The sequence below is a fragment of the Schaalia sp. JY-X169 genome (assembly GCF_014069575.1).
Classification (GTDB): Bacteria; Actinomycetota; Actinomycetes; order Actinomycetales; family Actinomycetaceae; genus Scrofimicrobium.
Window position 1 is genome coordinate 1606400 of the sequence record NZ_CP059675.1, and the last position, 24395, is coordinate 1630794.

The 24395-nt window shown below is 59.4% G+C and carries 23 protein-coding genes, 1 pseudogene and 1 riboswitch; of the genes and pseudogenes, 6 read left to right on the forward strand and 18 right to left on the reverse strand.

The window, feature by feature from the left end; genetic code table 11:
- Both dusB and H2O65_RS07105 read right to left on the reverse strand, forming a co-directional pair.
- Complete coding sequence (gene dusB / locus H2O65_RS07100; protein WP_259349482.1) at positions 1–1209, reverse strand: tRNA dihydrouridine synthase DusB; 1209 nt, start codon at positions 1207–1209, stop codon at positions 1–3.
- Complete coding sequence (locus H2O65_RS07105) at positions 1202–2593, reverse strand: glycine--tRNA ligase (RefSeq protein WP_182141054.1); 1392 nt, start codon at positions 2591–2593, stop codon at positions 1202–1204. Before H2O65_RS07105 ends, dusB begins: the two co-directional genes overlap by 8 nt.
- Before the next feature lie 142 nt (positions 2594–2735).
- Here H2O65_RS07105 and H2O65_RS07110 point away from each other — a divergent pair, with 142 nt between their 5' ends.
- The 4 genes from H2O65_RS07110 to H2O65_RS07125 are packed head-to-tail and all read left to right on the forward strand — an operon-like array spanning position 2736 to position 5239.
- The gene (locus H2O65_RS07110; protein WP_182141055.1) at positions 2736–3491 is read left to right on the forward strand and encodes a metal ABC transporter ATP-binding protein; all 756 of its coding nucleotides are present in this window, start codon (positions 2736–2738) and stop codon (positions 3489–3491) included.
- Complete coding sequence (locus H2O65_RS07115; protein ID WP_182141056.1) at positions 3463–4329, forward strand: metal ABC transporter permease; 867 nt, start codon at positions 3463–3465, stop codon at positions 4327–4329. Before H2O65_RS07110 ends, H2O65_RS07115 begins: the two co-directional genes overlap by 29 nt.
- Entirely contained in the window at positions 4326–4736 is a 411-nt protein-coding gene (locus H2O65_RS07120) for a Fur family transcriptional regulator (RefSeq protein ID WP_259349483.1), read from the forward strand. Before H2O65_RS07115 ends, H2O65_RS07120 begins: the two co-directional genes overlap by 4 nt.
- A complete protein-coding gene (locus H2O65_RS07125; protein ID WP_182141057.1) occupies positions 4736–5239 on the forward strand; it encodes a hypothetical protein in 504 nt (167 codons plus the stop codon). The genes H2O65_RS07120 and H2O65_RS07125 overlap by 1 nt, the downstream gene beginning before the upstream one ends.
- A 5-nt stretch (positions 5240–5244) precedes the next feature.
- On the opposite strand, the gene H2O65_RS07130 is transcribed toward H2O65_RS07125, so the two are convergent.
- Both H2O65_RS07130 and H2O65_RS07135 read right to left on the reverse strand, forming a co-directional pair.
- The gene (locus H2O65_RS07130) at positions 5245–6042 is read right to left on the reverse strand and encodes an ABC transporter permease (protein ID WP_259349612.1); all 798 of its coding nucleotides are present in this window, start codon (positions 6040–6042) and stop codon (positions 5245–5247) included.
- Positions 6042–6956, reverse strand: coding sequence for an ABC transporter ATP-binding protein (locus tag H2O65_RS07135; RefSeq protein WP_259349484.1), 915 nt, complete (start codon positions 6954–6956; stop codon positions 6042–6044). The genes H2O65_RS07130 and H2O65_RS07135 overlap by 1 nt, the downstream gene beginning before the upstream one ends.
- Positions 6957–7103: 147 nt before the next feature.
- Here H2O65_RS07135 and H2O65_RS07140 point away from each other — a divergent pair, with 147 nt between their 5' ends.
- The gene (locus H2O65_RS07140) at positions 7104–7550 is read left to right on the forward strand and encodes a hypothetical protein (protein ID WP_182141059.1); all 447 of its coding nucleotides are present in this window, start codon (positions 7104–7106) and stop codon (positions 7548–7550) included.
- 145 nt (positions 7551–7695) lie between these two features.
- Positions 7696–9669 (forward strand): HNH endonuclease signature motif containing protein, encoded by a 1974-nt coding sequence (locus H2O65_RS07145; RefSeq protein ID WP_182141060.1) that lies wholly within the window; start codon positions 7696–7698, stop codon positions 9667–9669.
- A gap of 107 nt (positions 9670–9776) precedes the next feature.
- On the opposite strand, the gene H2O65_RS07150 is transcribed toward H2O65_RS07145, so the two are convergent.
- The 14 genes and pseudogenes from H2O65_RS07150 to hrcA form a co-directional block, all read right to left on the reverse strand.
- Positions 9777–10298 carry a hypothetical protein gene (locus H2O65_RS07150; RefSeq protein ID WP_220458724.1) on the reverse strand — a complete coding sequence of 174 codons (522 nt, stop codon included), beginning with the start codon at positions 10296–10298 and terminating at the stop codon, positions 9777–9779.
- 43 nt (positions 10299–10341) lie between these two features.
- Positions 10342–10454, reverse strand: a riboswitch (SAM riboswitch).
- Positions 10455–10588: 134 nt separating this feature from the next.
- Complete coding sequence (locus H2O65_RS07155; protein ID WP_182141061.1) at positions 10589–11647, reverse strand: GRP family sugar transporter; 1059 nt, start codon at positions 11645–11647, stop codon at positions 10589–10591.
- Positions 11644–12423, reverse strand: a complete 780-nt coding sequence (locus H2O65_RS07160; protein WP_182141062.1) for an isoprenyl transferase — start codon at positions 12421–12423, stop codon at positions 11644–11646. The genes H2O65_RS07155 and H2O65_RS07160 overlap by 4 nt, the downstream gene beginning before the upstream one ends.
- A gap of 2 nt (positions 12424–12425) precedes the next feature.
- A complete protein-coding gene (locus H2O65_RS07165; protein ID WP_310649250.1) occupies positions 12426–13898 on the reverse strand; it encodes a C69 family dipeptidase in 1473 nt (490 codons plus the stop codon).
- A gap of 30 nt (positions 13899–13928) precedes the next feature.
- Positions 13929–14669: a DNA repair protein RecO gene (gene recO / locus H2O65_RS07170; RefSeq protein WP_182141063.1), complete on the reverse strand. Its 741-nt coding sequence runs from the start codon at positions 14667–14669 to the stop codon at positions 13929–13931.
- Positions 14670–16412: a 2-isopropylmalate synthase gene (gene leuA / locus H2O65_RS07175; protein WP_259349485.1), complete on the reverse strand. Its 1743-nt coding sequence runs from the start codon at positions 16410–16412 to the stop codon at positions 14670–14672.
- Positions 16413–16562: 150 nt separating this feature from the next.
- Positions 16563–17798, reverse strand: a complete 1236-nt coding sequence (locus H2O65_RS07180; RefSeq protein WP_182141064.1) for an LssY C-terminal domain-containing protein — start codon at positions 17796–17798, stop codon at positions 16563–16565.
- A pseudogene (era, locus tag H2O65_RS07185) lies at positions 17798–18679 on the reverse strand (GTPase Era); the annotation flags it as partial. The pseudogene era and the gene H2O65_RS07180, both read right to left, overlap by 1 nt.
- Before the next feature lie 16 nt (positions 18680–18695).
- Positions 18696–19943, reverse strand: coding sequence for a hemolysin family protein (locus H2O65_RS07190; RefSeq protein ID WP_182141066.1), 1248 nt, complete (start codon positions 19941–19943; stop codon positions 18696–18698).
- Positions 19940–20386 (reverse strand): rRNA maturation RNase YbeY, encoded by a 447-nt coding sequence (gene ybeY / locus H2O65_RS07195; RefSeq protein ID WP_182141067.1) that lies wholly within the window; start codon positions 20384–20386, stop codon positions 19940–19942. The genes H2O65_RS07190 and ybeY overlap by 4 nt, the downstream gene beginning before the upstream one ends.
- Positions 20373–21323 carry a PhoH family protein gene (locus H2O65_RS07200; RefSeq protein WP_259349486.1) on the reverse strand — a complete coding sequence of 317 codons (951 nt, stop codon included), beginning with the start codon at positions 21321–21323 and terminating at the stop codon, positions 20373–20375. Before H2O65_RS07200 ends, ybeY begins: the two co-directional genes overlap by 14 nt.
- Before the next feature lie 5 nt (positions 21324–21328).
- Positions 21329–22120, reverse strand: a complete 792-nt coding sequence (locus H2O65_RS07205) for a 16S rRNA (uracil(1498)-N(3))-methyltransferase (protein WP_182141069.1) — start codon at positions 22118–22120, stop codon at positions 21329–21331.
- Complete coding sequence (gene dnaJ, locus H2O65_RS07210; RefSeq protein ID WP_182141070.1) at positions 22120–23247, reverse strand: molecular chaperone DnaJ; 1128 nt, start codon at positions 23245–23247, stop codon at positions 22120–22122. The genes H2O65_RS07205 and dnaJ overlap by 1 nt, the downstream gene beginning before the upstream one ends.
- Positions 23244–24299 (reverse strand): heat-inducible transcriptional repressor HrcA, encoded by a 1056-nt coding sequence (gene hrcA, locus H2O65_RS07215; protein ID WP_182141071.1) that lies wholly within the window; start codon positions 24297–24299, stop codon positions 23244–23246. The genes dnaJ and hrcA overlap by 4 nt, the downstream gene beginning before the upstream one ends.
- Positions 24300–24395 lie beyond the last annotated feature (96 nt).

The following is a 24395-nucleotide window of genomic DNA, read 5'->3' on the forward strand; positions in this document are numbered from 1 at the left end:
CTATCCTCCATCGCTTCCATCACCATCATCCAAGCCTGCCCGTTGATCATCATTCAAGTAGCGGCTCTCCAACCATCCCTCAGGAAGATGAGGACGTCGCGCCGTGCCCTTACGCCCTCGGGAACCCCGAGCACCCGGCGGATAGGGCTGGTCTTGGTCCAGTTCAGCAAGTCTTGCACGCAGTTCTTCTCTGGTGGAAACCAGGTTCAGGGCTCGCCTTGCTTCACCGCCAATGGAGAAACCACGCAGATACCAGCCGACGTGCTTACGAAGCTCCTTCATGGCGCGCTCCTCTATGCCATCAAATCGCACGGCCAACTCCGCGTGGCGGTTCAACACTTCGCAAATCTCAGCCAGAGTGGGGTCGCGTGGAATATCGCCGCCCCACATTGACGCGGTGATCTCACCAAAAAGCCAGGGACGCCCTTGGCATCCACGGCCCACTACAACGGCGTCACAGCCAGTTTGCGCCATCATTTCTGTGGCGTCCGATCCAGAGAAGACATCCCCGTTTCCAAAGACTGGGATCTCCATCTGTTCCTTGAGCATTGCGATGAACGGCCAGCGGGCAGCGCCAGAGTAGTACTGCTCCTGGGTTCGGGCATGGAGTCCAACCGCCGCAACCCCTGCTTTGCGTGCAGTCTGCGCGGCATCGAAGACAGTAATGTGGTCATCGTCAATGCCGATACGCATCTTCACGGTGACGGGAACCGAACCCGGACCACCCGGGGCAGCACGATCGGCAGCCAAGACCACCGAGGAAACGATCCCCTCAAACAGGTCTTTCTTCCACGGAATTGCAGCTCCCCCACCCTTGCGGGTCACCTTGGGGACCGGGCAACCGAAGTTCAAGTCAATGTGGTCCGCCAAGCCCCTCTCAACCAGCATTCCAGTGGCCAAGCCCAGTGTCTCGGGGTCCGTTCCGTACAGCTGCAACGAACGCACCGGATCGTCCTCGTCCGGCTCTACCATGTGCCACGACGCCTCATTGCCCTCAAGAAGCGCCCTCGCCGTCACCATTTCATTGACAAATAGGCCACCCGCAGCGACTAGTCGAGCAGAATCTGCGGCGCCCTGCGGTAGTCCTTCATCCGCGAACTGGCGACACAGACGTCGAAATGCACGGTCAGTGACCCCCGCCATGGGGGCCAAGATCACCGGGGTGCGAAGTGAAATGGCACCGAGGTCGATTGGTGCGAGCTCAGGCAACGTCCAAGCGTTCCAAGAGCCAGCCGCGGACGTCCGTCAGCGGGATACGAACCTGCTCCATGGTGTCGCGTTCACGAATCGTCACGGCCTGATCCTCCAACGACTCAAAGTCATAGGTGATGCAGAAAGGAGTGCCAATTTCATCTTGACGGCGGTAACGGCGCCCCACCGCACCCGTCTCGTCATACTCCACATTCCACAGGCCACGAAGACTATTGGTTAGCTCGCGTGCAGGTCCCGCCAATTCTTCCTTCTTCGACAGCGGCAACACCGCGACCTTCACGGGAGACAGGCGTGGGTCAAGGCGCAAAACGATGCGCTTATCGACGCCCCCCTTCGTGTTGGGCGCTTCGTCCTCGGAATACGCTTCAATGAGGAAGGCCATCAGGGAGCGGGTCAGACCCGCCGACGGTTCGATCACCCATGGCGTCCACCGTTCGTTCTTGGCCTGATCGAAGTAGTCCAGCTTCTTGCCGGACTTCTCGGAGTGGGTGCCGAGGTCGTAGCCGGTCCGGTTGGCGATCCCTTCCAGTTCCCCCCACTGTGATCCCTGGAACCCAAAGGTGTACTCAATGTCGACGGTGCGCTTGGAGTAGTGGGACAACTTCTCTTGCGGGTGCTCGTAAAGACGCAGGTTGTCACGATTGACGCCGAGGTCGGTGTACCAAGCAATACGCTGGTCGATCCAGTACTGGTGCCATTCCTCATCGGTTCCGGGCTCAACAAAGAACTCCAGTTCCATCTGCTCAAACTCGCGGGTGCGGAAAATGAAGTTCCCGGGCGTGATCTCATTGCGGAAAGACTTGCCGATCTGGGCAATCCCAAACGGCGGCTTCTTGCGCGCCGAAGTCATGACATTGTCGAAGTTGACAAAGATTCCCTGCGCGGTTTCCGGTCGCAGGTAGTGCAGGCCCTGTTCATCGTCGACGGGACCAAGATAGGTCTTGAGGAGGCCGGAAAACGCCCTCGGCTCCGTCCACTGACCCCGCACGCCACAGTCCGGGCATGCGATCTCAGTCATCGCCACTTCGTCCTCGTCCACACCCTTCTTCTCTGCGAACTGCTCGACCAACTGGTCCTGACGGAAGCGGTGGTGACATGACTGGCACTCGATGAGCGGGTCGGTGAACGCTTCAACGTGACCCGACGCGTTCCATACGGCGGTGGGAAGAATGACAGAGGAGTCAATGCCGACCACGTCCTCACGCATACGGACAACCGTCTTCCACCACTGACGCTTGATGTTCTCTTTGAGTTCGACGCCGAGGGGCCCATAATCCCACGCACTGCGCGTCCCGCCGTAGATTTCACCAGAGGGGAAGACGAATCCACGCCGCTTAGCAAGACTGATGACGGCGTCCAGAGTTGAAGTGTCCTGAGCCACGCTTATCTCCTCAAACAAAACTAATAGTCAGCCAGCCAGTCTACCGAGTTCCACCGCATACTGAGGCCTGCGCCCATGTGACCTGCGGCTAGCTGGCGACCACTATATTGACAATGGTTCTCACTAAGAACACCATTGGAAGATGCACACTGCCATTGCACTTCAAGATGTCGAGGCCGGCTACCGGGGCCACGTCGTCCTCCACGACCTGACTCTCAAGATCGACGAGGGCGAGTGTGTGGCTATCACCGGGAATAACGGTTCGGGAAAGTCCACACTCATCAAGACACTCATTGGCACCCTGCCCCTCATGAACGGCAAGGTGAGCATTCTGGGGTCGACATGGGAGGCAGGTAAGAAGCCAACGGGCCCCCAACCGGGCTACAAGATTGGCTACGTACCCCAGCGTCTCGCCTCAGCCGGAGGAATCGAATCAACTGTTTCGGAAATGGTGGCCTCCGGGCTGCTGGGATCCGGTCACCTGCGACTACCCTCCAACTGGCGTAAACGTGTCCAAGAAGCGCTGCAACAAGTGGGGATGCTCCATAGACTCCGCGAACCGTTTCAAGACCTTTCCGGGGGGCAACAGCAACGCGTGCTCATTGCGCGGGCCCTGGTTCGCAACCCATCCCTACTCCTCCTTGACGAACCTCTTTCCGGGCTGGATGAACACAACCGCATCCGCCTCAAAGAGATCCTCCAGGAGTCACTGGCTGCCGGTTGCACAGTCGTCCTTGTCCTCCATGAGCTGGGGGAACTGCGCCCGCTGATTGAGCGGGAAGTCCGCATCGCAGCCGGTCACATCACTCACGACGGTCCATGCACACACACGCACCACGGCGATGAAACCGGCCCCTGGTGGGATCACGATGAAGATAACGAGGGCGCCCGTGCTTAGCCTGTTCCTCTCCCCCCTCTTTATCTACTCCTTCCTGGCGGCTCTCCTAGTTGGCCTGTCGGCGCCCGTCGTGGGAACCTACCTTGTCCACAGGCGGCTCGCGATGCTCGGCGACGGCATCGGGCACGTCGCTCTCACCGGTGTTGCCGTTGGCTGGCTGGTGGGATCCTTGGCCAACCTCACTCCGATTGATCGGTTCGCGGTGCCCGGCGCAATAGTTGCTTCGGTTGCGGCAGCCGTCGTCATCGAATTGGTGCGCCGATCGGGGCGAACCTCCGCGGATGTCGTCCTCGCCCTCCTCTTCTACGGTGGCATCGCAGCCGGTGTGGTCCTGATCGGCTTGGCCGGGGGGTCCTCAACGCAACTGAACTCATACCTGTTCGGGTCACTTGCGACGGTCTCAATGGGCGACCTCGTCCTCATTGCCTGTATGGCCCTGGGGATATTCGCAATTGGGATCGGACTGCGGCCACTGCTTTTCTCGGTGACCAATGATGAGGACTTCGCGAGGGCGTCCGGACTACCCGTCAATACGCTGTCCATGCTGATAGCGGTCATGTCGGCAGTGACAGTTGCGGTGTCGATGCGGGTCGTCGGCGCACTGCTTGTGTCAGCAATCATGATTATCCCCGTCGCAACCGCGCAGCTGTTTGCCAAATCATTCCGCTCAACAATGGGTTTCGGGATGCTCATTGGCGCACTGGTGTCAGTGATCGGTTTGGGGATCACCTTCCAAGTGAACATCTCCCCCGGCGCAACCATTGTCGTACTGGCGGTTACGGTCTACGCGGTAACCTTTGCAGCGCGTTCAGCGCTAGAGAGGATGGCCCGCAGGTGAGTTCACCTCAAAGAATGTCCAAGCAGCGCAAAGCTGTGCTCGATAACCTCGAGTCCCACTCAACTTTCCGCAGCGCCCAAGAAATCCACGGATCCATGGAGAATGCGGGGGAAACCGCCGGTCTGGCAACCGTCTACCGCAACCTGCAGGTGCTGGAAGATTCCGGGCTGGTAGATGCGATTCGCGGGGAAAGTGGGGAGATGCTCTACCGCTCCTGTACGCCAGGATCACACCACCACCACCTGATATGTACAAGATGTGGACGCGCGGAAGAGGTGGAGCTAGACGGATTGGAGCAGATCATGCAAGATTTGGCACAGAGCCACGGGTTCGAACTGCTTGACCACACCGTTGAGCTGGCCGGACTCTGTGAGCAGTGTCGTGGCCTCGAAGAAGGAGAACAGTAATGCCAAGTTGGGCGCAGTCAGGGATCCCACTGGTGGTCTTCCTCTTCTTTGTTGTCTTCTTCCGCGCGCAAGGCACCTACTGGATCGCACGCTCCGTGCCCACGGCAATCTCCAAGTGGGGGACGAACTCCAAACGTTTCGCAGGCCTCGCAAAATGGGTTGACGGACCCGTGCCACGCAAAGGCGCTAACATCCTGGAACACTGGGGTATCGTTGCGATCCCCCTGTGCTTCCTCACTGTCGGAATGCAGACGGCTGTACTCGCGGGTTCGGGTCTGGTGCGGATGAACTGGGGCAAGTTCACGGCCGCGATGATCCCGGGATGCGTGGCTTGGGCCCTCCTCTACGGATACGGGTTGCTTGCCGTGTGGACCGCGGTTGTGAAGGCCGCTGCCGGGAGCCCGTGGGCTTGGGCTGCACTAGCGGCACTTGTTGGCACCGTCCTCGTCCTCAAGCAGCGCGGACGCATTCGCACGGCAGCAACGGCGCGCGTTTTTAACTAGTCTGGTCAGCGCCCCGTATCTCTGCGTAGCCCCCACACCGCCAAAGCGATGAACAATGCTGCCCAAATCGCGACGTTCACAAGCATGTTGGGAGTGAAATTCTCCCAGCCGTGAATCGGGAGCAGCACCATCTGACCGGCACCCCACAGTGGCGTCCACGGCGCCAAACTCTGGAAGAACGCCCCCATCTGGTCCAACGGGATCGTCAGACCGCCCCCGAAGGCAGACAGGACGACAATCGCTGACGTTGCGGCGAACGCCCCATCCGATCGCACCGCGAAACCGCATCCGAAACCAATCGCGATTCCCACCGTCGACACAAGCAAGAGGATGGGGGCGCTCTGGGCCCAAACCACGCCTGACATGGACGCGCCCGTCGCAACCCCCACGCCAAAGGTTATGAGCACAACGACGCAGCCCACGCAGAGAATCGCAACCATTCGCCCAACAAGTTGGAACAACGCAGACATCGGCGTCAGAGCGTAGAGCCTGCTCACCCCCTGAGCACGTTCCAAACTGACGTTGGCCGCAAAAGACGAAGTTGTCATCATCATGCCGAACAATGTCATAGAGACCAGGACCTGCGAGGCGACATTTCCGTTTCCAACAGAGAAGTCCGAGTACTCCTGGTTGGCACCAAACATCAGGTACATGATCACGGGCATCAAAATCGCGAAGCCAATGTTGAACGGGTTGAAGAAGACTCCGCTAAATAAGACCCAGATAAAGCGGCCAAGTCCCCTGTTCGGCCTCACAACCGGGTTCTGACTACGAATTTGCTCTGCTGTCAGTGAGTGGCTCATCACTGCGGACCTTCCTTCACTCCTGTGACCGACGCGAAGATGTCTTCAAGGCTCGCATCGACCAAACGCAAGTTGTGTGCTCCCGGTACTGCCAAGAGGATGCGGGCAGCGTCATCGAGGTCGCTTCCGCTCACTACCAACCTTCCGTCTTCCCACAGGGCTGTCCAGCCGCGCTCTTCAAGGGAAGCAAGGACTCCGATGGCATCGCCCTCGTCCAAATCAATCGTCAGCCTTGCTGTGCCACGTCTCATCAGTGCGTGGGTGGGGGAATCGACGGCGACCCGGCCGTCCCTCATGATGATCGTTCGTTCGGCGAAGGCTTCGGCCTCGGCAAGATAGTGGGTCGCGAAGATGACGGTCCTGCCAGTTCCCGCTGCCTTCTTGATGACCCGCCAAAAGTCCTGGCGTGCCGTGGGGTCCATTCCAGCGGTCGGTTCATCCAGAAACATGACCAAAGGGTCCGGAAGAAGGGCGAGGGCGAGGCGGACCCTCTGCTGTTCGCCACCGGAGAGCTTGCGGATCTTTCTCTTCACGAGGCCGCCGAGGTTGGTGGCTTCAACCACCTCCACAAGACCGAGTGGCGTGGCGTAGAACCCGCTGAAGAGCGTCAAAAGCTGGTGCACCGAGAAATCCACGGGAAGAGCCCCAGTCTGGTTGACAACCCCTATCAAACCCCGCGAGATCGCGTCTGGTGGGGACATGCCCAGTAGGTTCGCGGAGCCTGCCGTTGGGTGTTGCAGGCCCAGGGCTAGGTCTATCAACGTTGTTTTTCCTGCGCCGTTTGGCCCGAGGAGCGCAACAACCTCACCCTGGGCGATCGTCAAGGTCACGTCGTCGACTGCTGTGACTCCCCCGGGATAGCGCATCGTTACGTGCTCTAGACCGAGCGCCGACGGAACCAAGTTCATCTCCATGGCCTTAGGCTACGCAATCGCGGCGCGCGACAATAGGGCACGGCCAAGTTCCGTCGCAGGTACTGAGCTTTGGGGACTGGTGTGTAGGACGTGCTAAGACATAGGCTCAGAAACCACCCGACAAGGGGATTTATGTAAGGAGGCACAATGACACAGGACGAAGAATCGACCGGCTTCAGCGCAACTGAGCGGGCCGCCATGAAGCAGCGTGCCGAGGAACTTCGGGCAGCACGTGAAGGTGAGAAGGGTTCGGCGCGAAGGGCCCGAGAGTTGCAGGCTTGTCTCGATGCCATCAGCGCGCTTGAGGGCAGTGACCGGCAGATCGCGGAGCGATTCCATGAGATCGTCTGGGAGGTTACGCCTGAACTTGACCCGAAGACTTGGTACGGATTTCCCTCGTATGCCCGGGACGGCAAGGTCGTTGTGTTTCTGCAGCCGGCGTCCAAGTTTGACACCAGGTACGCCACCATCGGTCTCAACGATGTCGCCGCTTTGGACGAGGGCGTGTTCTGGCCGACGTCGTTCGCTGTATTGGAGATAAATGACGAGGTCGCAGACCAGCTCAGGGTTCTGGTGAGGCGGGCGGTAGGCTAGGCGGCACAGCAGTTTTTGTGAGGTGGGTCACTGTTCGGTGTGGGGGTGGTGGTTTTGGGGGGTTGATGTCGGAGGGTGCTCGTAGGGTTGGTTTATCGAACAGGTGTTCTACTTGTTCGGTCCTACTTGTGAGGAGGTGATGATCTTGACCAGTCCTATAGAGGGCATTGTTGAGGGCAGGGCGGTCCCGGCGGCCAGGTTCTCAGCCGGACCAGCAGCGGACATTCCGGCGGGCTTGGTTGGGGTCATTACTGATTTGGCCGCGGTGGGAGCCGGTTTACCGGCGATCACTGACATCATGGGGGCACCCAACTCGCAGGTTTTAGGGTTAGCCCAGATTACTGCCGTGTTGGTCAAACGCCTGCAAGCCATTGGTACCGGGTGTGCGGGAGTGCTGGATCAACGTTTGAAGAGTGGGGCCCTCAATGGTGGAGCCATGGCCGGATTCACCGGGGGCGCTGCACTGGTACGCGACCTAACCGGTTGCAGTATTACCGAGGCGCGCGCCCGCCTCCGCCTTGCCGAAGCAACCCTGCCGCAAACATATCCCTCCACTGACCCTGGCAGCTGCAATGACCTCGCTAGCAACGCTGCTGGCAGTGGCAGGGGCCCTGAGGTTGGCAGTGACCCCGGCAGCGGCAGTGGCGGTGTTCCGGGGCGTGGTGCAACATTTGAGTTAGTAGCCTCCGCCCTTGAAACTGGGGGTCTTAGTGAAGCAGGCGCCCTCCGCATTGTTGACACCCTGACCCAACATGACAAACGCGGTGGCACCCACACCGGGGACATGGAAGGCCAACTAGTCGGAACCGCCCTCGGCCTACCAGGTGACAAACGCAACTACCACGATGTTGCCCAACACCTCCACAACAACAATGTCCCTACCAGAAACACCCCTACAACCACCGGCACCGACACTGACGCCGCCACTGGCGCTGGAACTGATACTGGTTTGGGCGCTGGGTTTGGTGGAACTCCCACGACTGGTTTCAGTGGCGCTCACCTAGATGAAATACGTCGCGCCTGCAGCCAAGCAGCCGACCTCTGGGACCCCCGCCAAAGCATCCAAGCCGACTACCACACCACCAGTAAACGTTTCCTCACCATCGGCCAAGAAGCACACGGACTCATCCCCCTACGCGCCAACCTCACCCCAGAAATCGCCGCCCACCTAGAAACCATGCTCAACACCATCACCTCCCCCAGAACACGCCACCACTGGGACCCCACCAACAGTGACAACACCAGTAGCGCCGGTAACCACTCCAGCAACAGTGGCGACCCGGCCCACAACAACAGTGGCGACCCGGCCAGCAACAGTAATGACAATGCTGGTGGGGTTTGGGATCAGCGCAGCCCCGCACAAAAACGCCACGACGCTTTCGCCTCCATCATCACAGTTGCCTCCAGCGCCGCCACCCACACCACCAACCTCATCAAAACCGGTCAACCAGGCACACCCCTCCTCGGCGGATCAGGCACCGTAGTCATGATGCAAACCAGCCGCCAAGCCCTACAAAACCGGCGCCCCGGCCTCATCCACACCAATCAAGGCCCCCTCACCATCTCCAACCTCGCCATCGAACACGCCGCCTGCACCGGAGCCATCCAGTTCTACGCCACCGACCCCCAAGGCAAAATCACCGAACTAGGCAACACCCAAAGAGTCTTCACCAACCACCAAAAACGCGTCATCCTCGCCCGCGACGGCGGCTGCATCATCCCCGGCTGCGACACCCCCGCCCAATGGTGCGAAGTCCACCACGTCACCCCCCACGCCCAAGGCGGCAAAACCCACACCGACAACGGCGTCCTCCTCTGCCACGGACACCACCGCCACATCGAACACGGCCCCTGGAACATCCAAATGAAAAACGGGACACCCCAAATCAAACCACCCCACTGGAAAGACCCCACACAAAAATGGCAACCAACCACACGCGTCCTCCCACCCCAAAACAAGCCACCAAACCAAACCAGCGCGCCACCAGACAGACACAGCGCAGCCCCCGACGAAACCGGTCCGCCACCAAACCAACACAGTAGGGAGCCAGGCCAACAAGGCGCGCCACCAGGCAGCCAAAATGGGACGCCACCAACACTGTGGAACCACGCCGCCTAACCGAACGCCTGGGCAGCCAAGGGATTTCGGATAGTGGGCCCTCTTAGACTGGGGGCCTTGCTGAAAGAGAAAACCCTAGGCCGCCCAAGCCCCCTTGAGTGCAACCGTCAGTCGGAAACGACCCGGGCCAGCTCTCCGGAGAGCGACATCACCATACCCAGTGCCGGCAGGTCCGGCCCGAAGAGCATATGGTCGAGGGCGCGACGCGGCGACTGTGCTCGCACAAGTCGCTCAAGCCAGGGCTTCCAGGCTTCGGCATCAAGTTGAAAAGCTGGGAACCCTTCCTCATACCACTGCTTGAAAAGATGCCCATGAGTGGCCTCATCAAGCTCGTTCCTCCTGCGCTTATCCGACAACAACTGCGCAAGTAGGTAGTACTGGAGCGGAGTAAAGCCGCCGCTGTGCAGCTCCGCGGCCGTCTCCTTCCAAACCTCAGGGACGCGGGAGCCGCCGTTGACTACGCCAGACGCAATAAAGGACACAATGGTCGCCCCGGGAAACCAAGGGCAATGGTCGAGCATATAGCGAGACCACACGGGCCGATCCACTTCAGGCACTTCACCCCACCCGTCCGTGGTCTCGAAGTCCTCTACTCCCCCATCAGCGACGGCAATCTGGAAAACAGGCATGGGAACAATCCTTACCGGAGCCCAACACGCGCACGCCTGGGCCCCCCTCGACTTGCATGAACGGTTGTTCACGCCGGTTCTTCCCCTGGGGCACCCCGCTCGACGCAGAGGGTTGCCGTGCAGCCAGCCAGGTACTGAAAGCTACAACTCTTGAACCTGCAAGAACCGTAGCACGGTCGCACGACACATTGTCGTGGGGCTGACCCTAAGCACCCTCGCCGAACGAGCAGCGGGAAGCAGCAGGCCACCGTCAAGCAGGAGGCGCTGAGTATGTCACGCCGCCAGTGTGGCTAGATTCCGTCTAGTGCGTTCGCGTATCCGAGCAGCATCGCACCGCCGACCAGAAACAGCATTCCCAACATGGTCACGCGCATCTCTTTGCGTGTCTTCTTCTCTTGGAGAATCCAGATGCCCCCAAAAGTCGCAACCACCACCGTTAACTGCGAAAGTGCAAATCCCACAGCCACCCCGAGCACATTTATTGAGTACTGCAGCACGATCAACCCCGTGCCCCACAGGACCCCCGGGAGCAAGGCGCCAACGGTAGGGCGACTCCAACGCGTATCTGGCATGCCTCGTCGCGGGGATGTGGCGATCACACCCACCACCACGAAACCAATCGCCTCCGGCAACAGCGACGTCATCGGATCAATCGACCACAACCTCGTGAGGGTAGGAAATGCAATCAAGAACAACGTAGAAATGGCCATGATGACCATTCCGGTTCGCACGGAAGCGGAAGCAGGAGCGGAAGCGGAAGCAGAAGCAGGAGCGGAAGCAGAAGCAGGAGCGGAAGCGGGTGCAGGAGCGGGATCTGCAGGAGCGGGATCCGCGGGAGCGGGATCTGCGGGAGCGAGCGGAGCAGACGTGACCCGAGCAGAATCTGCGGGAGCGACCCGAGCGGGATCCGCGGGAGCGGACACGGTGAGAGGGTCGGGCTCGCTCCAGCCCGCAAGAAATACCCCCACCAGTATTGACGCCAACGCCGCGATTCCCACCGGCAGCGCCGCCGATCCGACCCACTCTCCGAACAGGGCAATACCAAGAACCGCCACCCCGATCAGCTGACCGCCCGTCGTGAGCGGCATGACACGTGAGACACCCAGATAGTGAAAGGAAATAATCTGCAGATTCATCCCCACACCAAGCACTGCACCCGCAACAAAGGCGGTGAGAAGAACAGCGGGGTTCGTGTCCACTCCCACGCTGAGCGCCAAAACTATCGCCACTGCCAAGGCGCCAAGAAACTGCCCCATGGTCTGCTGTCGGCTGTCCCCGCCGAGCTTCATCAGCAGGACACTTGAAGACCCAAATAGCAGCGCGGGTAAGAGCCCAATCGCAAAGCTCATTGGTTGCTACCGGCAACGGCGTCAACCGCTCCGCCGTAGCGTCTCTCGCGTTCCCGGTAGGCGATCAGACGCTCCCAAAGCTGTTCCCGCCCAAACTCCGGCCACGCCTGCGGCACGAAATCTAGTTCGGCGTAAGCCAGCTGCCAAAGCAAGAAGTTAGAAATCCTTGACTCGCCCGACGTGCGTATCAACAGGTCGACGTCTGGGGCCTGCGCGGCGTACAGGTGCGACGCCAGATCGGCTTCCCTGATAGAGGAAGCCTTGCGAGTTCCAGCAGCAACTTCTTCCGCAAGCGCCCGGGCGGCGTCTGTGATTTCGGCTCTCCCCCCATAGTTGATACACAGAAGCAGTTCCGTCTTGGTGTTGTTCTTGGTTCGCTCTTCGGCAACCCGTAGCTCTTTGAGGACAGACTTCCAAAGACGTGGTCTTCGTCCGACCCAACGGACCCGCACGCCCCATTCGTCGAGGCGGTCCGTGTGCTTACGTATCACATCCCGTGAGTACCCCATAAGGAAACGGACCTCCTCGGGCGAACGCTTCCAGTTCTCCGTAGAGAACGCGTACATCGAGAGGTACTTGACGCCAGCCTCGACAGCGCCCGCGACGGTGTCCATTAGTGCAAGCTCACCGGCTCGGTGCCCTTCGGTCCTGGGCAGGCCCCTTGCATTCGCCCAACGCCCATTGCCATCCATGATCACCGCGACATGTTCGGGGACGTGGCCTAAAAGATGGGGCGGGACAACGGTGCGACCAGCACCTGGCGCATCAAGTGCCATGTCTAACCATCCGACCTGGAGAAGCTGTTCTTCATGCCGTTGCTGACAATCAGGAGAACCTTGTCGAGCACCGCCTCGGTTGCCTCTTTGACCGTGGTTGTGATCGCCTCATTGGCGGCCTCGAGAAGGCCACCTACCGATGCACTGTCGACGAGGATACGTGCCTCAGCATCAGTTTTTGCGAGGTTTTCGTGGCCTGCAGCAAGCGTGGCCTGCTGGTAGCTCTCAATCTCAGGTAGCGCCGCAGAAAACTGGGCGTCTGCCAATGCAGCGAGGATGCGGCTGGCCCAGTAGAAGTTCTCCGTTGTTACTCGGCCTGTCGTGTCAGAGACATAGTCGGGCATTTTCTCAACGTTAGTGTAGAGGGGAATCAGCGTGTTGAAAGGGTTGGAAGCAAATGCGATCCACTGTATCGAACGGGACGATTTTGGCCTTACCTGCAGGATAGAAAGTTGACTATGCCGATTGATCCCAATCGGGCGGAATAGTCTCGCCTGCTCATCGGTGCCCGCATACGGGTCATATGGGGTGCCCTGGTAGTGCGAGCTCAATACATACTTGATATCTTCAATGGTGATTTTGCGTTCTGGGTGCCGGCACCATGGAATATCGTCCGAGGTCGGTGCGTACTCCGTACTGTTGGGATTCAAGATGCGCTGCATGAACCAGGCGCGAGGAGTGTTGTAAACGTGGTCGGCATCCGAGTGTGAGCCGAATGCGTCCCGCGGGTTCAGGTTCCCATCAATGGAGAGGTCTAGCCAGTTGTCCGCGATGAAATCTCGCAAGTCAGAAGACGCCAGGTACTCGCGGCCTTCACCGAGGGCGTCCTCCACATCGAAACTGTCAATGCCCAGCTGGTTAGGCATCGTCACATAGACGTCGTCGGGGACGCGGCGCGCGATCCAGTGGTGACCTCCAACGGTTTCAAGCCACCAGATCTCATCCGCATCCGCAAAGGCGACGCCGTTCATCTCATACGTGCCGTACTGCTCCAGCAGCGCACCAAGACGAACAACACCCTCACGCGCCGAATGAATGTACGGGAGCACCAGGGTTACGAAGTCCTCTTCGCCAATGCCACCCGAGACCAGCGGGTCGGCGCCGAGGACGCGCTCGTTGCTGGTGAGCGTCTCAGTTGCGCTCATCGCTACGTTGGCCGAGTTAATCCCAGCCTGGGCCCAAATCCCCTGATCAGGGATGGCGTTCGGGGCGGCCGTGTAACGCATCGGGTCGTCTGGGAGCGGGACGGTCACCTTTGAGATGACGCTTGTGTACTCGCGGGGCTGGTCACCGGGCTTTACAACAATGATCTTCTTCGGGTGGAACTCACCGTTGGGTGAGTCCTCATTCCGCGCCACCAGAGGCGAGCCATCATAGCTTGCGTCTTTACCCACCAAAATCGTCGTGCACCCCACGAGAACCTCCTCTGTCACCTCAATGTTAAGCCCAGCGGGTCGGGGCAAATGAACGGGCACCGCAGCGCGGGGCAAGGCCGCCGCCACGCTTCAGTCCACGATGCTTGCAAATGGGAGTGCGCGCAGACGCTGCTCCAACTGCCACTGCACCCACGCCCCCGACACATCCAATGCCTCGCCCCAGTGCTCACTTTCCTGTGCGAGGGCGGACTGCCAATCAGCCCGGAGCAGCATGTCCATGAGTCTGAGCGCACCGGGTTCAACACGTAGTGCATCCGCGCTTGCGCAGTCGTCACAGACACTGCCGCCACTGGTTGCCGAGAAGTGTGAATACCACCCTTGGGTATCGCACTGGGCACACCTGTCCAGGGTCGGCTGCCATCCTTCAATGGTTGCAAGCCGCAGCAAGTACGACGCTGCGACTAGGGCCGGCGGTTTGGTTCCGGAAGCCATGGCGTGCAGGGCGCCGTGAAGCAGGGCGAACTGCTCCGGTGACGGCAGCTCTTGCCCCTCAGTTATTCGCTGAGCCGCCTCCACAATGAGCTTCGCATTCGTGAAACTTCCGTAACTCTGAGCGATGTCCACCGAGTACGCACTGATCGTCTCCGCCTGCGTCAGGGTGGCAAGCTCACTGCGGCCTCGATAAAACTGAACATCGACAAGGTTGAAGGATTGCAGCCGCGCCCCAAACTTAGAGGAAGTGCGCCGGATTCCCTTAGCAACAACCCGGAACTGCCCGCTCTTCTCCCCCAGCATCACCAGGATTCGGTCTGCTTCTCCCAGTTTGTAGGCACGTAAAACGAACGCCCTATCACGGAAAGTTCGCTGCATTCAGCGCAGGGCCCGGTTCAGCGCCGAGATGATTGCCTTGTACGACGCCCGAGCAATGGACGAGTCAATGCCGACACCCCACACCGTGCGGCCATCAACGATTGCCTCAATGTATGCAGCGGCGTTCGCACCATGGCCGGAACTCATCGCGTGCTCTGAGTAATCAAGGATCCTCAGGTCATGCCCGAGGTCCTCAAGCCCCTTCACGAATGCGTCAACGGGTCCGTTACCCGTTGACTTCATGATCAGCTGGCTTCCCCGATCAAACAGTTCAGCCTGCAACTGAGCCCCGGAGTCATCCGAAGTCACTGAGGAACGTCCGAGGACAAATCTCCCCCACGGCTCTAAGTTCTCTGCCGCATCATTGGGCAGGTAGGCATCCGCGAAGAACTGCCACAACGTCGCGGCGTCAATCTCGCCGCCCCTCTCCTCAGTTTCAGCCTGGACGATTCGTGAAAACTCGATCTGCAGGCGCCGCGGCAACTCCAGGGAATGCGCGGACGACATAAGGAAGGCGACGCCACCCTTCCCGGACTGCGAGTTCACGCGCACAACGGCCTCGTACGACCGGCCTACGTCATGGGGGTCAACAGGCAAGTAGGGGATCTCCCAGTACACGTCCGAGCCCTGCTCGTCCACCTTGGCGGCACGGACTGCGAATCCCTTGCGGATTGCGTCCTGGTGCGAACCCGAGAAGGACGTGTACACAAGGTCACCCGCATACGGCGCACGGTCGTGAACGCCCATACCGGTGCAGTACTCAACGGTTCGCCGGACATCGTCGATGTCCGACAGGTCCACCTGCGGATTGACACCTTGCGTGTAAAGGTTCAGCGCCAACGTCACGAGGTCGACGTTACCCGTTCGTTCACCGTGGCCGAAAAGGCAGCCTTCCACTCGGTCAGCCCCGGCGAGCATGGCGAGTTCCGCTGACGCCACCGCAGTGCCACGGTCGTTGTGTGGGTGCACGGACAGCGTGATGAACTCGCGCCGCGACAGGTTAGTCGACATCCACTCCACCTGGTCCGCGTAGACGTTCGGTGTGGAACGTTCGATGGTTGCGGGTAGGTTCAGAATGATCTCCCGGTCAGGTCCCGGCTGCCAGACATCCATGACGGCCTCGCAGATGTCGAGGGCGAACTGCGGTTCAGTGTCAATGAAGATCTCCGGAGAGTACTCGTAGCCGAACACTGTCTGGTCGCCAAGAATCTTCTCAGCTGCAGCCATGACGTGCCGCGTTCCCTCAACCGCAAGCGCTATGGTTTCTTCCTTGCTATTGCGGAAGACCACGTCGCGGAACATGGGTGATGTCGCATTGTAGAGGTGCACGGTTGCGCGCTTCAGACCAACTAGGGATTCCACCGTTCTGGTGATGATTTCCGGGCGCGATTGGGTGAGGACGGAAACTGTCACATCGTCGGGGACTGCGCCCGTCTCCACCAGGGAGCGAACAAAGTCAAAGTCCGTCTGGGATGCTGCGGGGAACCCAATCTCGATTTCTTTGTAACCCATGCGTACCAGCAGGTCGAACATGAGACGTTTACGCGCTGGGTCCATCGGCTCCACCAAAGACTGGTTACCGTCACGCAGGTCGGTGGTGAGCCAGCGGGGAGCCTTAACAATCTGCTTTTCCGGCCACTTCCGGTAGGTGAGGTGGGGAGGATTGGTCTGGAGGAATGGCCGGTACTTCGCAACCGGCATGGAAGAGTTTTGCTGTAAGTTAGCGGGACCGTTTGTGATCATTTGTCTGCCTTTGTATCCGTTGCTGACCGGAACGCCAAACTCCGCGGTGTGCCTTCCGATCTGGATCAGGCTTCACCGCGGCAGCTAAGTAGCAGGCTAGTCACGATCGCAATCTACAACCCTCCGTATTGTTTCCGCAACCAACATTCATCATTTGGCCCTCCACCAACTGCTGATCGTGGCCGTGAAGTCTGTAACCGGGTCAGATGAAAGGATCACCAGCATGATGGTTGCCACCCCGACGTGGGCAACCCCGGTTGAAGCATTCACCACAAAGTCTGCTTGGAACCACGCGACTAGGTGAACGAGGACGTCTACGCCGAAGAGCACCATTAGGAGCCATCGGGCTGGTGCCATCCCGTAGTAAAGGGCTGGCCAGAGTAGAACTAGGACTCCGATGGAAACCCAGGAAAGCGCCGGACTGATAGTTGTTCCCGCAACGAGGTCGCGCGCGGTGAGCATTATCGAAACCATGATGAAGAAGGTGGCGACGTAAATGGTTGCCGGCCGCTTGGTCTGCGCCAGTTTCTGCTTCAACGTCTTTGCTGCTGGCGGCTTGGCAGTACTCAGATGCACCTGCGGGATTGAGGCGGGCAAGGTCTCTACATCGACGATGGGAAGATTCCCATCGGTGTGAACCATGTCGCCGCCGCCATTGCGTGCGTGGAATGCGGTAGAGAACTTCTCAATCCACGTGACTTTGAGGCCCGGATCGACGCCCTTCAACGAGGAGATCGTGAAGTCACGTTCCTTGTCGATATCACCTGAGATCGCGTGCGTAACCTGCAATGTGAATGAAGACAGGCGCACTCCTGTATCAAAAGCTGCTCCGGCGAGCCAGTCAACTTCAGTTCCACCTGGCAGGGGCCAGTGCGGAGGACACTTCCAAAAACGGATGTGGTGGCGCTGGTTTGCGCTGCCGCCAACCTCTTTCTGGTAGGCAAAGTCTTGCTTTCGACCGAACAGGAAGAGAGGCGATATGGGCGCGTCAGGGTCCGGCGAACGAGTCAACACGGAGCGGATAATCCCCAGCGCTGAACCCAGTGTGATCGGGGTTGCCAGCGTCCAGCCCGCGGCCTGCATTGCGCTGTGAATGTTATCTTCGGGACCATCCCACGCCATGTTGACAACGTCGCCAAGCAGACCTGAACTCGTCCTCGCCCTCCCGATGAAGTAGTCGGGTAGAAACACTGCCGTCATGAGCTTGTAGAGGCGGGGAAGGAACACGTAGGCAATCACAGCCCACGCAACCACCGCATACACCGCGATTTCCCATTGCAATCCGCGCGTGTCTACGACCGCTAGCACTACCAGCCACAGCGCTGCAAAACCGGCAAAGAGGAAGAAGAAGGTGTTGACGTATGTGACCAGTTTCTTGCGTAACACTAGAAACCGAACCTCTGGAGAATCTTCGGGTCTGTCTGCCAGTTCTTCGCAACCGTAACGTGAATGTGCAGGTAGATTCGACGCCCCAGCAGGGCCTCTATTTCCTTGCGTGCCGTCGTCCCAATTTGCTTGAGACGGGACCCACCCTTACCAATAATGATTGCCTTCTGACTGTCCCGTTCCACGTAAATCGTGACGTGAACATCCAGGACACCCGCCTTTTTCCGTTCGATCATCTCCGTTACCTGGACGGCCACGGAGTGCGGCAGTTCGTGGTGCACACCTTCGAGGGCGGCTTCACGGACAAACTCGGAAATTAGGGTCTCTTCCGTCTCCTCGGTGATCTCATCTTCGGGATAGAGCGGCGGTGAAACGGGCATTTCAGAAACCAGCACCTCGGTGAGACGATCCATGTTCTCTCCGGTCTTGGCACTAACCGGGACGATTGCCGACCACGAGTCCAGCTCACTTACGGCCAGCAGGTGCTCTGCAAGCCTGTCCTTGCTGACCTGGTCGATCTTGGTGACCACAGCGATCTTGGTTGCCCCGCCGCGAGTCGCCTCACTTGTGATAAACCGGTCGCCTGGACCAACCTTTTGGTCTGCGGGAAAACACACCACCACGGCATCAACGTCGATAAGCGCCTCTTGCACCATTTCGTTGAGGCGTCGGCCAAGAAGTGTCCGAGGACGGTGAAACCCGGGGGTATCAACCACAACAAGTTGCCCGTCTGGGGCCTGCACAATGCCACGAATGTTATGGCGTGTCGTCTCCGGCCTCATTGAGGTGATGGCGACTTTGTGCCCCACAAGCGCGTTGGTCAGCGTTGACTTTCCCACGTTGGGACGCCCCACGATCGCAACAAAACCTGCCCGGAACTCGCTCATTTCTTCCCCTTCACCCACGCCGCACGTAAACGCTCAAAACCCGCTTGCGCCTGCCGGTCTGTTCACCGGCCTCAATTAGTACACCGTTGACTTCCGCACTGTCACCAGGGAGCGGCACTCGACCAATCGCCTTCGTGAGCAGACCGCCGACCGAATACAGCTCGTCCTCGTCAAACTCGACGTCTAAAAGGTCTTCAAGATCGTCGATTGGGTACGAGGACGGAATCAGCCACACTCCCGGCTCAACCTCTTCGGGGCTACCCACATCAACGTCATGTTCATCCGTCAGTTCGCCAACGAGTTCCTCAAGGATGTCCTCCGCGGTGACGAGACCCGCAATCCCACCGTACTCGTCAACTACCAACGCGAGGTGCGTGTTGTTCGCCTGCATGACACGCAGTTCATCGTCTGCAAGTTTCATCTCTGGCACGAATGCCGCCGCGCGCGCAATGTCTCTTACCTCGATGTCCAAAGCATCAGGACCCTTCAGGGAGCGTCGCGCCAAATCCTTCATGTAAAGGACACCCTGCACCTCATCAAGCGTCTTTCCGATGACCGGCATTCGGGAGAATCCGGAGGTAACGAACAGTTCGAAGGCCGCGTGACCGTCCTCGTCACCCTTAATCGTCACCATTTCAGCGCGAGGGACCATTAACTCCCCCACGCGTGTCTGCCCCAACTCAAAGACTGAACGCAGAATCTTGCGGTCCACCTCCTCGAGCGGGGCTGGTTCACCATCCTCAGACACCTCATCGAGAAGCTCGCGCAACTCATCCACCATCGCCAGTCTTGCTTCTGGCACCACCTCAACGTGGTCGCGCCTGGTGAGAATGCGCAGCGCCGACTTTGAACCAACCAGAGCCACTTTGACATAGCGGGAACCAGCATTGAGTTGTGTGGAAAAGCCGAGGGCGAGGAGCTGCACCGCCGCCACAATCGCCAGCGTGACAGCGAGGGTCAACCACCACTTCCAGTCAAGATCCCAAAACTCGTTGACCAGAACAAACGTCAGGGAAACGATACCGACGGTCGTCGAGAGGACGCGGGCGGACGCCAGCGACGAACCGACCTCACGCCTCTCACGCACCGCCTGACGTAGAGTGTGCGAGCCTTTACGCTGCTGCTCCACCAAGTCCTCTGCATACGCAATGGTCATTCGTGAGATGGCTGTATCGACCGCGGCAAACCACGCCCCCAAAAACAGGGCGAAAACCCCAAAGATTGCAAGGGAAATCGCAACGGCTGCGGGCAGGTTCATCTCTGCGCGAGGAATGTCAGCAGCAGGTGGCGTTGCAACGCAAACATGACCTCTTCATCCTCTGGTTCGGCATGATCGTATCCCAGAAGGTGCAGGATCCCGTGGGTTTGCAGCAGGAGCATCTCTTCAACCATTGAATGACCTGCCGCCAGTGCCTGCTTCTGCGCGACACTTGGGCAAATGCAGATGTCGCCGAGGGCGCCCTGCGGGGTCACCGCATCCGGACGGCCGGGGCGTAGTTCATCCATGGGGAAACTCATGACATCCGTGGGGCCTTCTAAGTCCAACCACCGCACGTGCAGGTCGGCCATCGGTTCCTCTTCGATGAAAAGGACTGTTAGCTCCGAGTCTGTTGAAACGTGCATTTGTGTCAGGACGTAGTCCGCCAACTCGGCAAACTCAGCCAGGTCGATTTCGTAGTCTGTTTCATTAATTACTGTCACGCCCGAGCTCCCAGTCTTCGTATGCGTCAACTATGTCAGCAACAATCCGCGTCCTCACCACATCCGCGCTGGTGAGATAGCAGAACGCCAATCCTTCAACATTCTTTAGAACCTCTTCAGCATGCGTCAGCCCCGAGCGTTGTCCGCGCCCAAGATCCACCTGGGTGACGTCACCGGTAACAGCCAGTTTTGACCCCTGACCCAACCTTGTCAGGAGCATCTTCATTTGCGCTGTTGTCGTATTCTGCGCCTCATCTAAGATGATGAAGGCATCGTTGAGCGTCCGCCCTCGCATGTAAGCAAGTGGCGCAACCTCAATGGCGCCGGCTTCCATCAAGCGTCGCAGTGCACCCTCTTCGAGAAGGTCTTGGAGCGCGTCATAGAGCGGCCTCAGGTAAGGGTCAATCTTGTCAGTGAGTGAACCGGGCAGGTAACCCAGGTTTTCCCCGGCCTCGACTGCTGGTCGTGTCAGGATCAGGCGTCGCACCGCTCCGGAAAGTAGGGCTTCAACAGCTTTTGCCATCGCCAGGTAGGTTTTCCCAGTACCCGCGGGCCCAATACCGAAGGTGATCTGGTGAGACTCCAAATCATCCAGGTATCGCTGCTGACCGGGAGTTTTCGCACGCACATACTTGCCTCCTGCTGTGAGCAGGGGTTTCGGTCGTTCCGGGTAGCGGAGAATCTGCGCGGCCTCGGCAATGGTTTCGCCGTCAAGCGGTGCTCCCGCCACGGCTGCAGCAACCATCTCTTCCACGATCCCCGCCACCAGGGGGACCTCATCTGCGGGCCCCTGCAGTTGCACGCTCCTACCAGAAACTGACAGCCGCGTTGCTGGGAAACCCTTCTCGAGAAGTCGAAGAAACTGGTCGGAGGTACCCATAACGTCGATGTGATCGACCTCGTCGGGGATCCGAATGCTCTGTGACACTAAGTCCATAGCCTCTACCATCTGCCAAGTGAGAGGTTCAGCGCAACCAGGGCCGCGGGTCCCGCAGTGGAAGAGCGCATCACCGTGGAACCGAGCTGGACGATTCTTCCACCCGCGGCGGTCAATGCTTGCAGTTCTTCATCAGTGATGCCGCCTTCGGGTCCAACGATCACTGCGACACTCGGCACATCTTTGAGCAGCCCCGCAACAACCTGCGAGTATGGCGCCGAAGCACTCTCATGGCAAATGAGGACGACACCGCCCTCACCAGTGATTCTCCCAACCGTTGCGGAAAGCTCGCTGGAAGTTTCCATTTGCTCAACCGACGGCACTGTGGAACGTCGAGCCTGCTTGGCTGCGGCAGCCGCGACTCGCTGCCAGCGCTCCCGGGCAACCTCAGCCTTCTTACCTTCCCAACGCACCACACTCCGTGACGCCGCCCAGGGCACCACGGTGTCAACTCCGACCTCGGTGGCGGCTTCTACTGCCTGCTCATCCCGCCCCCCTTTTGCTAAGGCTTGAACGAGGACGAGCCGGGGTAAGGACGGCTCCTCAATGGTGACACTCGTGACTTCCACCCTCATTGGCTCGTCGCGACGGCTCCGAACAACGACACTAGCCCTAGTTCCATGTCCATCGACAAGGTCCAGTTCTTCACCCTCCCGCAGGCGCTGCACCTTCTGGGCGTGACGCGCCTCGCTCCCTTCAAGGAGTAAGAAAACGCCCGGTGCCGCCGCATCCGCAAGCGCCTGGAGAGCGCCGGAACCCACTCGCACCTCAGGAACTAAGAAGACAGGGTTGGTCATCAGCGCTTTCCGCGCAGCTTGTCGAAGAAGCCGCCCGAACGTGAACCAACTGGCTCCACTCGGCTCTCCCCACGCAGCGCGGCCAACTGCTCCAAGAGTGAGCGTGATTCAGCATCCAGCTTCCCGGGGACCTCAACTTCAACGTGAACGTGCAAGTCACCGCGCCCGCTGCCACGCAGACGCTTTATCCCCAAGCCTTTCAATGTCACCTTCTGGCCCGGTTGAGTACCCGCCGGGATCTCTACCTGCCTCTCCCCATCCAGTGTCTGTAGCGTGAAGACTGTTCCCAGTGCGGCAGTGGTCATCGGCACGGTAATGGAGGTGTTGAGGTCGAAACCTAGCCTGGAGAACATGGGGTCCGGAACTTCACGGATCTCAACGTAAAGATCCCCAGCCTGTGCGCCCTTTGTGCCAGCCTGGCCCTCTCCCCGCAGGCGGATTCGTGTTCCCGTTTCCACTCCTGCTGGGATCTCCACAGAGACCGTGCGGCTGGCCTGTACCCGTCCCTCCCCGTGGCATTCCGGGCAGGGCGTGGCGATGGTTTGTCCCTGGCCCTGACACCTAGAGCAGGGCACTGCGACCCGCATTTGGCCGAGCAGCGTGTTTTGCAGGCGCGTAACAGATCCGCTCCCTCCACAATCACTGCAGGTGACAGGGGATGTTCCCGGTGCGGCAGCAGTTCCGTTGCAGGTTGCACACACCATTGCCGAGTCGACCATCACCTCTTTGGTCGTACCAAACACTACGTCCTTGAGGCTGATCTCAATTGCCACCAGGATGTCTTGGCCGGGGCGTCCCCGTTGCGGCTGTCCGCCGAAAGAGCTCGCGCCACCGAAGGCTCCCGCCCCACCGAACATCGTCTCGAAGATGTCTTGGAACGTGCCCTCGAACCCGCCGTATCCTGCAGAGCCGTTCCCCATTCCGGGCCCGCCACCCAGGTCATAGCGCTGACGCTTCTGAGGATCGGATAGCACCTCATACGCCATGGAGACCATCTTGAAGTCTTCCTCTGACTCGGGTCCTGCATAGTCAGGGTGCAGCTCACGGGCCTTCTTGCGGTATGCGCGGCGAATCTCCTCGGTTGTCGCAGTGCGACTAACCCCCAGCAGCTCGTAATAGTCCTTCACTCGGTCTCTTCTCCACCATCATCAGCATGCACACCACTTGATGCGCCAGATTGTTTCAACAGTAGTCGCGACAAATACCCCGACACAGCTTCTACCGCCGCAAGCGAACGCGCGTAGTCCATTCGTGTTGGACCAATCACGCCAACGTGACTGGATGTGGGGGTGGCATACATCGCAGAAACTAGCGAGACATCCGTCAAACCTTCGTGCAGGTTCTCTGCACCAATCGACACCTGGACTGGGGCCATGTGAATCCTGTGAAGGACCTGCATCAGTGCGGTCTGGTCTTCAAGAACTTCCAACACACTGGCTACGTCGCGAATATCCACGCCGGACCGCGCTAGATTTGCCGCCCCGGCAGTGACAATTCGCGAGGTTTCCAACGCCCGCAAACTCTCTTTCACCGCGCCCGCAGCCAAGCTGTAGGCATCCTCCAGTTCAAGTTCGACATTCGCTGTGGCAAGGGCCTGCGCGACCTCATCCGCGAGGACGCCCTCGACCGCCCGGTTCACACTGTCGCGAACCCTGTCCCAGTCGGCGCCAATGACGGCCTCGGGCACGGTAACCCGTCGCTCAAACACCTTGCCGGCCGCCGTGACCACTATGACCAGAAGACGGGCTTCGTCTAGGTCAATCATTTCGACGCGGCGGATTCGATCTGCAACCAGGTCGGGGTACTCGGCTACCGCTGCCTGCCCGGTGATACCGGCGAGGACACGCACGGTCCGCCCAATCGCATCCTCAAGGGATTCGACCGACCCGAGACGCTCAACCAGCAGTGCACGGTTGCGAGCCACTTGGGTCGCGGAGGGGTCAAGGCAGTCGACAAAAATCCTGTACCCGGCCTCCGTCGGAACACGACCGGCAGAGGTGTGGGGTTGACGAATCAAACCCTCATCCTCAAGGACCCCCATGTCATTGCGGATTGTTGCAGAAGAAACACCCTGCACGTAAGACTGCGCGACTGCCTTTGACGCGACGGGTTCATTGGTGTTGACATACTCGATGACAATCGCTCGAAGCACATCGAGGCGCCGCTGCGCTGTTGACATCACGACCACCTCCCGTTGAGCATCCGCACTCACATCGGGCGAGTGCTAATGAGACCCAGTTTATCCGTCTCAACCCCAAATGCCGGTAGCGTCTGG